This is a genomic window from Acidobacteriota bacterium, from assembly GCA_020853395.1.
Taxonomy (GTDB): domain Bacteria; phylum Acidobacteriota; class Vicinamibacteria; order Vicinamibacterales; family SCN-69-37; genus JADYYY01.
The window spans coordinates 168,846-182,919 of sequence record JADYYY010000019.1 but is presented as its reverse complement, the minus strand read 5'-3'; the positions used below and the strand labels follow the sequence as shown (position 1 = coordinate 182,919).

At 70.9% G+C, this 14,074-nt stretch carries 10 protein-coding genes; 6 read left to right on the top strand and 4 right to left on the bottom strand.

Annotated features, from left to right (window positions below):
• Positions 1–6 precede the first annotated feature (6 nt).
• From fliE to flgB, 3 genes are read right to left on the bottom strand one after another with little or no spacing between them, the layout of a single operon-like run.
• Positions 7–294, bottom strand: coding sequence for a flagellar hook-basal body complex protein FliE (fliE, locus tag IT184_17295; protein MCC7010568.1), 288 nt, complete (start codon positions 292–294; stop codon positions 7–9).
• A 2-nt stretch (positions 295–296) separates the two neighbouring features.
• Positions 297–716, bottom strand: coding sequence for a flagellar basal body rod protein FlgC (gene flgC, locus IT184_17290; protein MCC7010567.1), 420 nt, complete (start codon positions 714–716; stop codon positions 297–299).
• Between the two features lie 3 nt (positions 717–719).
• Positions 720–1,112 (bottom strand): flagellar basal body rod protein FlgB, encoded by a 393-nt coding sequence (flgB, locus tag IT184_17285; GenBank protein ID MCC7010566.1) that lies wholly within the window; start codon positions 1,110–1,112, stop codon positions 720–722.
• 453 nt (positions 1,113–1,565) lie between these two features.
• On the opposite strand from flgB, the gene IT184_17280 reads away from it, so the two are divergent.
• From IT184_17280 to IT184_17265, 4 genes are all read left to right on the top strand, one after another.
• The gene (locus IT184_17280; protein ID MCC7010565.1) at positions 1,566–3,008 is read left to right on the top strand and encodes a sigma-54-dependent Fis family transcriptional regulator; all 1,443 of its coding nucleotides are present in this window, start codon (positions 1,566–1,568) and stop codon (positions 3,006–3,008) included.
• A 293-nt stretch (positions 3,009–3,301) separates the two neighbouring features.
• A complete protein-coding gene (ipdC, locus tag IT184_17275; protein MCC7010564.1) occupies positions 3,302–4,924 on the top strand; it encodes an indolepyruvate/phenylpyruvate decarboxylase in 1,623 nt (540 codons plus the stop codon).
• A 78-nt stretch (positions 4,925–5,002) separates the two neighbouring features.
• Positions 5,003–5,896, top strand: coding sequence for a c-type cytochrome (locus IT184_17270; protein ID MCC7010563.1), 894 nt, complete (start codon positions 5,003–5,005; stop codon positions 5,894–5,896).
• Positions 5,897–5,976: 80 nt separating this feature from the next.
• The gene (locus IT184_17265; protein MCC7010562.1) at positions 5,977–7,155 is read left to right on the top strand and encodes a glycosyltransferase; all 1,179 of its coding nucleotides are present in this window, start codon (positions 5,977–5,979) and stop codon (positions 7,153–7,155) included.
• On the opposite strand, the gene IT184_17260 is transcribed toward IT184_17265, so the two are convergent.
• Complete coding sequence (locus IT184_17260; protein ID MCC7010561.1) at positions 7,145–10,582, bottom strand: pyruvate carboxylase; 3,438 nt, start codon at positions 10,580–10,582, stop codon at positions 7,145–7,147. The two genes, IT184_17265 and IT184_17260, sit on opposite strands and share 11 nt — an antisense overlap.
• Before the next feature lie 75 nt (positions 10,583–10,657).
• On the opposite strand from IT184_17260, the gene IT184_17255 reads away from it, so the two are divergent.
• Together IT184_17255 and IT184_17250 are read left to right on the top strand one after the other, a co-directional pair.
• Positions 10,658–12,193, top strand: a complete 1,536-nt coding sequence (locus tag IT184_17255; GenBank protein ID MCC7010560.1) for a hypothetical protein — start codon at positions 10,658–10,660, stop codon at positions 12,191–12,193.
• Positions 12,194–13,676: 1,483 nt separating this feature from the next.
• Positions 13,677–14,048 (top strand): hypothetical protein, encoded by a 372-nt coding sequence (locus IT184_17250; protein MCC7010559.1) that lies wholly within the window; start codon positions 13,677–13,679, stop codon positions 14,046–14,048.
• Positions 14,049–14,074 lie beyond the last annotated feature (26 nt).

Below are 14,074 nucleotides of genomic sequence, written 5' to 3'. Positions count from 1 at the left end.
ACTCGCCTAGACGGGCATGCGCATGACGTCCTGATACGCCTGCACGAGCTTGTTGCGGATCTGCACGGTGAGCTGCAGCAGCGTGTCGGCGCGCTGCAGCGCGATCATCGCCTCGTGGACGTCGCCGGTGCCGTCGACCATCCGGCCGATCGCCTGGTTGGCCTCGCCGGCCGAGCCGTCCACGGCGGCGACCACGCGTTCGAGCGCCGACCCGAAGTCCACGGCGGTCGTGCGCGGCGCCGACGACGAGTCGATGCCGGACGCGATGGAGGAGGAGATGCGGTCGATCGCCATGATTACTTCGCGAGCTCCAGCGCCTTCTGGATCGTTTCGCGGATGAGGCCGATCGCGTTGAGATTGGCCTGGTAGGCGCGCGCGGCGCCGAGCATGTCCACCATCTCCTCCGGGACGTCGACGTTCGGCACGGCGACGAAGCCGTCGGCGTCGGCGTCCGGGTGCGAGGGCTCGTACCGCCGGCGGAACGGCGTCTGGTCTTCGATCACGGCGGCCACTTCCACGCCCGACGCTTCGACGCGGCCGGCCAGCGGGTCGGCCGGCTTCTCGGCGAGGACGACCTCGCGCCGCCGGTACGGCACGCCGCCGGGACCGCGCGTCGACTCGGCGTTCGCCAGATTCGAAATGGCGACTTCCATCCGGGCGCGCTGCGCATCGAGCGCGCTCGCCCCGGCGTTGATGGCTCCAATCAAGGTCGACATCAGCTAGCGCCCTTCGTTGATCGCGTAGCGCACGAGCCGGAACTTGGCGGCGAGCACGGTCTGGGCCGCGCTGAAGTCGCCGGCCGCCCGGCTCAAGCTCAGCAGCTCGCGGTCGAGTTGTACGTTGTTGCCGTCGCGCCGCGGGGCGAGCCCGGGCGCCTCGGTCTGTTCGCCGCCGCCGCGCGCCGCTTCGGCGCCGAGGTGACGCGCGTTGGTGGTGCGCAGGCCGCCCAACTGATCGTCGAGCGCCTCGGTGAACCGCACGTCCTTGGTTCGATAGCCCGGCGTGTCGAGGTTCGCGAGGTTGCCGGCCGCGACCGCCTGCCGCTGCACGGCCTTCGTCATCTGACGACCGAGCGCGGCGGTGATCGCCGCATCCGAGTACGTGTCCGCCATCCGACCCTCCGTGCGCGCCGGCCCAGCCCGACAACAGGCGGTCCGCGCACGCCGCGCTTGTGCAAGCGCAGTGCCGCTGCACGGTCGTGCACGCCGTGTCGCCCCACTGCACGGTCGAGCGGCGGATCGGGCGTCGGGCGGCCGGCCGTATTCGTGCGTCGTGCCGCCGACACCTGGTCGCCAGGCCGACAGCGTGCAGCGGCAGGCAGCCGCGTGCACACGGCCGTCGCGATCGTCAGCGAGGCGTCATGGCGCTGTCGGTTTTCCGGCCAGAAACTCAGAAATCGACCCGAAAGCCAATTGCTTGACAGTGCGGCCGAGGCTCCGCGTGCACATTGGTCGGGACAAGACGAAATCCGTCATTCATCCCGTGGCACCGCGTTTGCTCTTGAGTGCGCGCCGTGACGAGTTGCACCAGAGGGGTGCTCCTCCTGCCTCCCCAGGGAGAGTTCCGTGTCCGACCGTACGCGTTCGACCGTCCTCATCGCAGATCACGAATCAGACTCACGCCGATCGCTCGCACTCGCCCTTGAAGCCGCCGGCTTCACCGCCGCGGAATGCTCGACGATGGCGGACGCCATGTCGCGGCTGGAGGGCTTCGCCTACGACGGGCTGGTCGTCGACGTCCGGCTGGCGGACGGCGATGGCCTCGACGTGCTCGACGAGGCGCTCACCCGCTATCCCGACATGCGCGCGGTCGTCACGGCGCGGTTCGGCAGCGTGCACCACGCGGTCCGCGCACTGAAGCGCGGCGCGGCCGACTTCCTGATCAAGCCGATCCAGCCCGCCCAGATCGTCGACCTGCTGCGGCCCGCCGCCGTCGAGCGCCGCCACCCGGCCCGCATCGTGCCCGTGCGCCCGGTCGTGCCGGCCGAGGCCCCCTGCTTCGATCAAATCGTGGGCTCGAGCCCGGCCATGAAGCGCCTCTTCCACACGCTCTCGCTCGTCTCGCCGATGAACAGCACGATCCTGCTGCAGGGCGAGACCGGCACGGGCAAGGAGCTCGTCGCGCGGACGATCCACCGCAACAGCCCGCGGCGCGATCAGCCGTTCGTCGCCTTCAACGCGGCCGCGATCCCCGAGGGGCTCGCGGAGGCCGAGCTCTTCGGCCACGTGAAGGGCGCGTTCACGGGCGCGATCCAGCAGCGGATCGGACGGTTCGAAGCCGCGAACGGCGGCACGCTCTTCATCGACGAGGTGTCGTCGATGCCGCTCTCGCTCCAGAGCAAGCTGCTGCGCGCGCTGCAGGAGCGCGAGGTCGAGCGCATCGGCAGCTCCCGCCCCGTCAAGATCGACGTCCGCGTCGTCGCCGCCACCAACGTGGACCTGCGGCAGATGGTCAAGGAGGGGACGTTCCGCGAGGACCTCTTCTATCGCCTGAGCGTCGTGCGCGTCGAGCTCCCGCCGCTGCGGGCGCGGCTCGACGACGTCCCCGCGCTGGCGCACCACTTCGTGCTGCAGTCGTGCCGATCGAACAACCTGGCCGAGAAGGTGCTGAGCCAGGACGCGCTCCGCGTGCTCATGGAGTTCTCGTGGCCGGGCAACATCCGGCACCTGCAGAACGCCGTCGAGTACGCCGTCGCGATGAGCGGCCACGCTCCGGAGATCCCCGCCGCGGCGCTGCCCGAGGAGCTGTCGCACCGGCTGTTCGGAACGTCCGAAACCGGCTGCGAGCCGGCCGCGCCCGTGATCGTGCCGCACACGCCCGAAGAGGGCATCAACTTCTCGTCGACGATGTCGCAGGTCGAGCGGGAGCTGATCCTGCGGTACCTGCAGAAGGCCGGCGGCAACAAGCGCCGCGCCGCGCGGCTGCTCAGCCTGAGCCGCACCACGCTCATCGACAAGCTCCAGCGGCTCGGCGTCACCGAGCCGGCGATTGCCACGACAGCCGCGTAGCGGCTGGCGATTTCACACGACAGCCGCGTAGCGGCTGGCGATTTCACACGACAGCCGCGTAGCGGCTGACGATCAAGAACGACGGCCGCATAGCGGCCGGCGATCGAGCACGACAGCCGCGCAACGCCTCGCCGCGGTGATTGCGATCCGGAGGCCCGACGGCCTCCGGCTCCGACCACCTCGCGGCTCGCGGCGATCCGCTCACTCCGCAGCACCCTCGACATCGTCACCAGTACCGTGGGGCTCGACGCCGCGGTCCGAGCGCGCGTGCATTACGATGGGCGACGCGCTCGATGGTCCTCCACACCTTTCTGTTCGATCGGCTCAGGGATGCCGACGTGCGCCACGTCTTCGGGCTGCCCGGCGACTTCGCGCTGAACCTCTTCCAGGCGCTCGAGGCCGACGGCCGGTTCACGCTCGTGCGGCTCAGCCACGAGCCGGCGGTCGGCTTCGCCGCGGACGGCTGCGCGCGCGCGACGGGCGGGCTCGGCGTCTGCTGCGTGACCTACGGCGCCGGCGGCCTGAACATGGTGAACGCCGTCGCCTGCGCGTATGCCGAGGAGTCGCCGCTCGTGGTGCTGTCGGGCGGGCCGGGACGCGCCGAGCGCCGTCGCGGCCTGCTCGTCCACCACGAGGTCAAGTCGTTCGAGTCGCAGTTGAACGTCTACCGCGAGGTCACCGAGCACGCGGCGATCCTGGACGATCCGGCGCGCGCCGCCACCGAGATCGTCCTGGCGATCGAGGTCGCGCGCAAGCGGAAGCGGCCCGTGTACCTGGAGATCCCGCGCGACATGGTCGCCGCCGAGATCGAGGATCCGGGCGACGGCCCGTCCGTCGCGCTGCCGGCCGACGAGGGTGCGATCGCCGAGGCGGTGACGGAGATCGCCGCGCGGCTCCGCGCGGCCCGTCACCCCGTGCTCATCGTCGGCGTCGAGGTCCACCGTCTTCAGATCCGCGACGCGGTCGTCGCGCTCGCCGAGCGTCTCGGCGTGCCGGTGGCCTCGTCCTTTCTCGGCCGCGGCGTCTTTCCGACGCGCCATCCGCAGTTCGCCGGCACCTACCTCGGCGTCGTGTCGCCGGCGGCGCTGCGCGAGACGGTCGAATCGTCCGACTGCGTCCTGCTCGTCGGCGAGCACATCAGCGACACGAGCCTCGGCATCTCGGCCAACAGGCTCGACGAGACCAACCTCCTTCGAGCGGTCGCCGACGACGTGTTCGTGGGCCACCATCGATATCAACGCGCGCCCCTGGAGCGCGTCGTCGCCGGCTTGCTCGCGTCGCCGGATCTGCCCGCGGCCAGGCGCCTGCCGGCGATCGAACAGGCTCTGCCCGACGAGCCGCCGGCGCCGGACGCCCCGATCTCGATGCGCGGCGTCATCCACGCGCTCAACGCGTTCGTCGACGAGCACCCGGAGATGCCGCTCGTGGCCGACACGGGCGACGCGCTGTTCGCGTCGGTCGAGATCCGCTCGAACGAGTGCATCGCGCCGGCCTACTACGCCACGATGGGCTTCGCCGTGCCGGCCGCGCTCGGCATCGAGACCACGACGCGGCGCCGGCCGATCGTGCTCGTCGGCGACGGCGCGTTCCAGATGACCGGGCCGGAGATCGCGCACGCCGCGGCGCTCGACTGCCGGCCGATCGTCGTGCTGCTGAACAACAGCCGCTGGGAGATGCTGCAGGCGTTCTTCCCCGACGCGCGGTACAACACGACGCCGCCGTGGCCGTTCGCCGCGCTGGCCGATCTGTGGGGCGGCCGGGGCGTGCGCGTGCGCACGCAGGGCGAGCTGCGGCGGGCGCTCGACCACGCGTGGCACACGCCCACCTTCACGCTCGTCGAGGTGCCGCTCGCGCCGGGCGACATCTCGCCCGTCCTCCGGCGGTTCGTGGACGAGTTCAAGCGTCGCGTGTACTGACGTGCCTGGCGTCGGCCGGAGCGAGACGACGCGGCGCATCGCGGAGAGGGAATGGCGAAGAGGAGCGTTCTGACACGTGTGCTGATCTACGGTGGCGTCGGCCTGCTCATCGTCGCCGCCGCGGGCTTCGTGACGATCGTGCTGGTGTCGCGCGCCAAGCTCGGCGCGACGTTCGAGCAGCCGGTGAAGGCGTTGCCGCTCCAGACCGGCCAGCCGGACGCGATCGCGCGCGGCGAGTACCTCGTCGAGAACCTGCTCTCCTGCGGCCATGCCGAGTGCCATCGGCCCGACTTCGGCGGCGGCGCGGTGATCGACGCGCAGCCGATGGGCCTGGTCTACGCGCCGAACCTGACCGCGGGCCGCGGGAGCGTCACGCGCGGCTACACCGCGGAGGACTGGGCGCGGACGATCCGGCACGGGCTCACCCGATCGGGTCGCCGGGCGCTCGTCATGCCGTCCGAGGACTACGTCCGGTTCTCGGACGCCGATCTGGCGGCGGCCGTCGCTTACATCGAGAGCCTGCCGCCGGTCGATCGCGAGACGCCGCCGCACCGCCCCGGCCCGCTGCTGCGGTTCCTGCTGACGATCGGTGCCGTGCAGTTCGCCTACGACAAGATCGATCACGCGGCCGCGCCGCCCGACGCCACGCCCGGCGCCACGCGCGAATGGGGCGCCGTGCTGATCGGCACGTGCATCGGCTGCCACGGCGAAGGCCTGTCCGGCGGGCCGATCCCGGGCGGCGATCCGACCTGGCCGCCCGCCCGCAACATCTCGCCCGATCAGGCGACCGGCATCGGCGCCTGGTCGTTCGGCGACTTCGAGAACGCGCTTCGCCGAGGCAAGCGGCCGGACGGCACCGACGTCCGCTCTCCGATGCCCTGGCAGATCTACTCGGGGATGTCGGATCAGGATCTGCGTGCGCTGTGGGAGTACATCCGTGCGGCGCCGCCGAAGCCCGAAGGCGGGCGCTGACCTGTCCCGCGGCGGCGGCGCGCTCGTCGCCGCGCAGCCGCACAGCCCGATGAGCCCGGCGGCTGGCGCCGCGAGCTGCCATGGCGCCTGACGCCGCAGGCGATCCCGAGCGGCGCCGCTGGCTCTGGGTCACGACCGTAGCCGACGTCGACGGCCCGGGCCGCGCGCTGTCCGCGCTGCTCTCCTGCTGGCCGGCCTCGGACGATCCGATGGCGGTGTGCGCCCTCCGCGGCGTGTCGTCCGCCTTCCGCCATGCCGTTCCCTCCTCGATCGAGTGCCGCGATCTCGGCATGCGCCATCTGCTCGACGCGCGGGCGGTCGCGCGCCTGGCCCGATTCTGCCGCGCGTGGAAACCGGACGTCGTGCACACGCAGCTCTCGCGCGCCGACTGGCTGGGGCGCACGGCCGGACGCGCCCTCGGCATCCCGGTCGTGTCGACGCTGCACAACCTGCACTCGCGGATGTACGGCGCGGAATTCCCCGCGGCGTTCGCGCACGTCGCGGCCGCGCTCGATCGCTGGACGATGCGCTGTGCCGACCGTCTGGTGGCCGTCTCGGACGGCGTGCGCGACGACGTCCGTCGTCATCACCACCGGCCCGAGGTCGTCGTGATCCCCAACGGGTTCGACCTCTCGCGCGCGTCGAGCCTGCGTGCGAAAGGCGCGGTGCGGCGCGACTGGGGCATCCCCGACAATGCGCTCGTCGCCGGCACCGTCGCGCGCTTGAAGACGCAGAAGGGCCTGCCGTATTTGATCGAGGCGGCGAGGATGGTGTGCGAGCGCATCCCGTCCGCGCACTTCCTCGTCATCGGCGACGGCCCGCTCGCCCCCGATCTCGCGAGGCGCGTGGCGGGCGCCGGGCTCGAGCGCCGATTCGTGCTGGCGGGCCACGTGGACGATCCCATGGCGTGCCTTCCGGCGCTCGACCTGTTCGTGCTGCCGTCGCTGTGGGAGGGCATGCCGATCGCGCTGCTCGAGGCGATGGCGGCCGGCATCGCCTCGGTCGGCACGCAGGTCAGCGGCATCGTGGACCTCGTCACCGCCGACACCGGCATCCTCGTGCCGCCCGCCGACCCGGCGGCGCTCGCCGCCGCGATCGCGGCGCTCCTCACCGATCGGGAGCGGCGCGAGCGCCTGGCCCGTGCCGCCCGCGCGCGAGCGCAGACGTTCGACGCAGCCGGGCCGGCGAAGGCGTATCGGAAGCTCTTCCTGGACCTGGCGCGGCAGCCGGCGTCGAGCCGGCCGGTGCCTACTCGATGACGAGCAGCAGCTCCTTCGTCTCCACGTTCTGACCGGCCGACACGAGCTTGCGCGCGACGCGCCCGGCGATCGGCGCGTACACCGTGCTCTGCATCTTCATCGCCTCGAGGATCAGCAGCTTCTGCCCCTGCTCCACCACCTGGCCCTGCTCGACCGCCACGGCGGTGACGATGCCGGGCGTGGGCGCGCCGATGTGGCCGGCGTGGGCGGGATCGGCCATCTCCTTGGCGGAGGCGGTTTCCTTGCGCGATCGATCGCGCACCGTCACCTCGCGCGGCTGGCCGTTCAGCTCGAAGAACACCGTGCGCTGGCCGTCGGGGTGGAGATCGCCGATCGTCAGGAACTTCACGACGAGCGTCTTGCCCGGCTCGAGATCGATCGAGATCTCCTCGCCGGTCTTCATGCCGTAGAGGAACACGCTCGTCGGCACGACGCCGGGATCGCCGAAGCGCTCCTGCGCCCGCGCGAACTTCATGAACACGTCGGGGTACATGACGTAGCTCAGCACCTCGTCGTGCGAGGGCCGGCGCCGGATGAGGCGCTCGAGCGTCGCCGCGGTCTGCTCGAAGTCGATCGGCGCGAGGCTCTCGCCGGGCCGTCCGGCGATCGGCGCCTGGTTCCTGAGCACCTGCGCCGACAGCCCGGCCGGCCACCCGCCGTCCGGCTGCCCGAGCGAGCCGGCGAACATGTCGACGACGGAGTTGGGCAAGGTCAGCGTGTGGTTCGGCCCCAGCGCCTCGAACTCGGCCATCGTCAGGCCGTGCGTCACGAGGAAGATCGCCATGTCGCCCACGACCTTGCTCGAGGGCGTCACCTTGACGATGTCGCCGAAGGCCCGGTTGACGTCGGCGTAGGTGCGCGCGATCTCCGGCCAGCGCTCGCCGAGCCCCATGGCGTCGGCCTGCTCGCGCAGGTTGGTGTACTGGCCGCCCGGCATCTCGTGGAGGTACACCTCGGCCGTGCCGGAGAGCGGCGCGTTGTCGAACGGCTCGTAGAGCCCGCGCACGACCTCCCAGTAGTCCGAGTACTGGTTCAGCGCGGCCAGGTCGAGGCCGGTGGCGCGCGGCGTGTGCGCGAGCGCCGCCACGATCGAGTTCATGTTCGGCTGGCTGGTCGTGCCGCTCATCGACGCGGCGGCCGCATCGGCCACGTCCACGCCCGCCTCCGAGGCCTTGAGGATCGACGCCGAGTTCACCCCGCTCGTGTCGTGCGTGTGGAAGTGGATCGGGATGCCGATCTCGTCCTTCAGCGTGCGCACCAGCTTCTCGGCGGCGTACGGCCGGCACAGGCCGGCCATGTCCTTGATGCCGAGCACGTGCGCGCCCATGCGCTCGAGCTCCCTCGCCATCCGGACGTAGTACTGCAGCGGGTACTTGTCGCGCGCCGGGTCGAGGATGTCGCCCGTGTAGCAGACGGCGGCTTCGCAGACGCGGCCGCTCTTCAGCACCGCCTCGATCGCCACCTGCATGTTCGGCAGCCAGTTCAGCGAGTCGAAGATGCGGAAGATGTCGATGCCCTGCGCGGCCGCCTCGATCACGAACTCGCGCACGGCGTTGTCGGGGTAGGCGGTGTAGCCCACCGCGTTCGACGCGCGGAACAGCATCTGGAAGCAGATGTTGGGAACGAGCTCGCGCAGCCGGCGCAGGCGGCGCCACGGGTCCTCGAGCAGGAACCGCATCGAGACGTCGAACGTCGCGCCGCCCCACATCTCGAGACTGTAGAGGCCCGACAGCCGGTGCGCGATGAAGTTGGCGATCGCGGCCATGTCGTGCGTGCGCACGCGCGTCGCCATCAGCGACTGGTGCGCGTCGCGCAGCGTCGTGTCGGTGAGGAGCAGCCCCGTCTGGCGGGCGGTCCACCCGGCGAACTCGATCGGCCCCAGCTCGTCGAGCAACTGCCGCGTGCCGCGCGGCGGCTCGCCCGTCAGGTGCGCCGGCACGGGCGCCGTGCGGAACTTCGCGGGCACCGGCTTGCCGGCCACCTCCGGGTTGCCGTTCACCAGCACCTCGGCAACGTAGGTGAGCAGCTTGGTGGCGCGATCCTGCCGCGGCACGAACCGGAACAGCTCCGGCGTCTGGTCGAGGAACCGCGTCGTGACGTTGCCGGCGCGGAACCCCGGGTGGTTGACCACGTTCTCGAGGAACGGGATGTTCGTCTTGACGCCGCGAATCCGGAACTCGCGCAGCGCCCGGTCCATGCGCCGGCAGGCGATCGGGAACTCGCGGTCCCACGCCGTCATCTTCACGAGCAGCGAGTCGTAGTACGGGCTGATCGTGGCGCCGCTGTAGGCCGATCCGCCGTCCAGGCGCACGCCGAATCCGGCCGGCGATCGATAGGTGTGGATCTTCCCGTAGTCGGGGACGAAGTTGTTCTGCGGATCCTCCGTCGTGACGCGGCACTGCAGGGCGTACCCGTTCAGGGGAATCCGGTCCTGGGCCGGCAGGTTCAACGGCGCGCGGTGCAGCTCGTGCCCCTGGGCGACCAGGATCTGCGACCGCACCAGGTCGATGCCGGTGACCATCTCGGTCACGGTGTGCTCGACCTGGATGCGCGGGTTGACCTCGATGAAGAACCACTCGTTCGTGTCGGTGTCGAGCAGGAACTCGACGGTGCCGGCGTTCTCGTACGCCGCGGTCCGCATCAGCCGCACGGCCGCGTCGCAGATCGCATCGCGGATCGCCGGATCGAGGCCGACGGCCGGCGCGACCTCGACGACCTTCTGGTGCCGCCGCTGCACCGAGCAGTCGCGCTCGTACAGGTGCAGCACGTTGCCGTGCCGGTCCGCGAGGATCTGCACCTCGATGTGCCTCGGGTTGCGGATGAACCGCTCGAGGAACACCGCGCCGTTGCCGAACGCGGCGGCCGCTTCCCGGCTCGCCTCTTCGTAGCGCGCGACGAGGTCGGCCGCCGAGTCGACGACGCGCATGCCGCGCCCGCCGCCGCCGAACGCCGCCTTGATGATCAGCGGGTAGCCGATCGCGCGCGCCGCGGCCTCGACCTCCGCCGCCGTCGCCAGCGCGCGGTCCGTGCCCGGAACGATCGGCACCGCGGCGCGCTCGGCCAGACCGCGCGCGGCCGTCTTGTCGCCGAGCAGCTCGAGCAGCGCCGCGCTCGGACCGACGAACGTGATGCCCGCCGCCGCGCACGCCCGCGGCAGCGCCGGGTTCTCCGACAGGAACCCGTAGCCGGGGTGGATGGCATCGACGCCCTTCTCGCGGGCGAGCGCGACGATGCCGTCGACGTCGAGATAGGCGGCCACGGGCCCCCGGTCTTCGCCAATCGGATAGGCCTCGTCCGCCTTGAACCGGTGCAGGCTGAGCGCGTCCTCGCGGGCGAACACCGCCACGGTGCGGAGCCCCAATTCCGTGGCGGCCCGCATGATGCGGATGGCGATTTCCCCACGGTTGAGCGCGAGCAGCTTGCGCATAACCTTTGAAAAATATCACGCGCGTTGCCGCCGGTTACAATCGGCGCCGTGGACACGACCTTCGCCCCGCCCGCGCTGCCGCTGACCGAGACGGAAATCGCCACGAGGTTCGACGCGCTCCAGCAGAAGCTGGTGCCGCTCTGGCGCTCCATCCAGCAGTTCACCGACGACGAACAGACGGTCGTCGTCGTGCCGTCGCTCAGCCTGGAGTCGGCGGCGCGCGGCGTGCGCCAGCAGGCGCTCGAGGAGCGCTTCCTGTTCCTGCTGCTCCTGCTGCGGCAGCCGCGGGCGCGGCTGATCTACGTGACGTCGCAAGCGATCCATCCCGACGTCGTGGACTACTACCTCGATCTGCTGCCCGGCGTGTTCGCCGGCCACGCGCGCAAACGGCTGTTCCTCGTGTCGCCGCTCGACGGATCGGCGCAGCCGCTCACCGACAAGCTGCTCGAGCGCCCGAGGCTCCTCGAGCACATCCGGTCGCTCATCCCGAATCCCGAGCGCGCGCACCTCGTGCCCTACAACACGACCGAGCGCGAACGGGAGCTGGCGCTGCGGCTGGGCATCCCGATGTACGGCGCCGACCCGAAGCACTTCCCGCTCGGCACGAAGAGCGGCGCGCGCAAGATCTTCGCGGAGGAAGGCGTGTCGCACCCGCTCGGCGTCGAGGACCTGCACACGCCGGAGGCGATGGCGCAGGCCATCGCCCGCATGCGACGGACGAAGCCGGCCATCCGCAAGATCGTCGCGAAGCTGAACGAAGGCGTGTCGGGCGCGGGCAACGCCAACATCGATCTGTCGGGGCTCCCGGAGCCGGGCGATGCGGCCGAGGCCACCGCCATCGCGGCGCGGATCGAGGCGATGCAGTTCGAGTCGCCGAAGATGACCTACGCGCGGTTCGTCTCCACGCTCGCCGATCACGGCGGCATCGTCGAAGAGCTGATCGCGGGGCGCGACTTCCGGAGCCCGAGCGCGCAGCTCCGGATCACGCCGCTCGGGGACGTCGAGCCGCTCTCCACGCACGACCAGATGCTCGGCGGGCCGAGCGGCCAGGCCTATCTCGGATGCCGGTTCCCCGCGAGCCCCGACTACGCCGTCGCGATCATGCGCGAGGCCATGAAGGTCGGCACGCGGCTCGAGCGCGAGGGCGTCCTCGGCCGGTTCGCGCTCGACTTCGTCACGGTGCTGAACGATCGCGACGAGTGGGAGGTCTACGCGATCGAGATCAACCTGCGCAAAGGCGGGACGACGCATCCGTTCCTGACGCTGCAGTTCCTCACGGACGGCCGCTACGACGCGGATGCCGGCGTGTTCCGCACGCCGGCCGGCGCGGCGAAGTGCTTCGTCGCGAGCGACCACGTCCACTCGCCGGCGTACCGCGCCTTCACGCACGACGACCTCTTCGACATCGTCGCGCGCCACGGCCTCCACTACGACCAGACGCGGCAGCACGGGATCGTGCTGCACATGGTCAACGGCGTCGGCGAGCAGGGCGCGCTCGGCCTGACGGCCGTCGCCGACACGCGCGACGAGGCCGACGCGCTCTATCGCCGCATGGTGCAGGTGCTCGACGAGGAGGCGGCGACGGCGACCAAGGCGGGCGCGCTGCCGTGATCGCCCCGGGTGGCTCTGCCGTGCGCCCTCGATAGCGCGTGCGTCTTCGTTCGTATTTGCCGCTGGCCGGACGACGGGCCGTCGGGCCCCTCGCCGCAGCCGACGTGCGTGTGCCCGCCCGACGCGATCGCGATGACGCGCGGCGTCCTCATCGCTTCGCGAGCGGTCTCGCGCCACCGCAGTTGGATCGCCACCCCGTCGCAGTTGCCGCACGGCGATTCGCACCACCCGTAGCTCGACCCGGTGACGGCATTCGCGAACGTCACATCCACGTGAGCAAGCGCCACACGTCCGAACACCAGCACCGCATGTCGCGAAACCGATCGATGAAGTAGACGGAGCGCGACCCTGAGACCACCGGATCCATCGTCGCAGCACCGAGACGTTGTGTCAGACGGCGCGGTACCGATCGCTGAGGTACCGGATCGCCGACCACGAGCACGCGGATCGCGGCGGCGCACCGCCGGCACGATGCCGGCGTACCGACCGGAGCGGCGGCCGCATCCCCCGTGCGTCGCCGCACGCATCCCGATCCCAATCGCTGCAGTCACGAACGCGAAGATGATCGCTTCTCCGAATGCGGCCTCTAAATCACTGACGCCTCGCGACTTACGATCTGCAGGCTCGCGTGCGGTGACTGCAGCGCCCCGAAGGGGTTACTGCAACGCCTCGACACGGTTGCCATAGTGCGCCGAAACGATGTCTACAGCCCCTCGACACCGTTGCTGCAGCGCCTCGACACGGTGGCTGCAGCGCCCCGAAGCGGTAGCCGCAGCGCCTCGACGCGGTTGCCACAGTGCGCCGACACGATGTCTGCAGCCTCGACACCGTTGCTGCGGCGCCTCCACACGGTGGCTGCCGTGCACCGGCACCCGGGGTGCCGCCTGGCGCGGCGCCTGCGGCATCAGCCACGAACGGTGACTTGCGAGCAGCGCAACTCTCAGATCAATTCAGCGAAACCGTCACTACTTCGCCCCCGCAACCTTGCGACGATGCCGTCGCCCCGCAGGAGGGGGCTCCGATGACATGCCTCCAACGGTACGAGCACGAGATGTTGGTGAGGGTGAGAGACTTCGGGATCGCCCATCGCGATCGGTTTCCCGGGTCGAGCACGGGCGGGGAGTTGTTCGATCGGGTCGCGGCGGCGGTGCAGACCATCGAGGCGCACCTGCGAGGACGGCTCCTCGGCGAGATCGGGAGGGCGACGGCTCTCGCCCCGCACCCCCGCCCTCGTCCGCGCCAGGAAGACGATCGCCCGGGCGGGACGGCGGGAACCCGGTGTGCAACCCGAGGTCGCGACGAACCGAGCCGCAGCAAGAGCAGGACGAACGGTCGTCCTCTTACGGCGACTTACGGCTCACGTCGGCTTACGGCTCACGCCTCGAGTCTCGAGCCCTGAGCCTCGAGCCGTGAGCCTGACCCGGCATCATCCTTGCTGCCCTGGTTGCCAAGAGCCCATCGCTCGATCCACGAGGGAGCCGCAATGCCTGCAGCCCGATCGCTCGCCCTGTCTCTCGCCGCCGTTCTCGTCGCCGTCACGCTCTCGGCGTGCGCCACCACGATCAACCACGTGCTCGCCGATCCGGGCCGCTACCGCGATCGAACCGTCACGGTTTCGGGCCGCGTGGCGGACAGCGTGTCGGTGGGCGGGCACGGCGCGTATCGGCTGGAGGATCGCAGCGGCTCGTTGTGGGTGGTCTCGGCCGCCGGCGTGCCGCGGACCGGCGCGCACGTGAAGGTGAAAGGGCGCGTGCACGACGCGTTCAACGTGGGCCTGCTCGGCGGCCGGCTGCGGCTGCCCGAGCACATCGCCTCCGGCGTCGTGCTCGAGGAGCGATCGCACAAGGCGGACTGACCGCCGGCGCATCGCCTGGCGCGCCG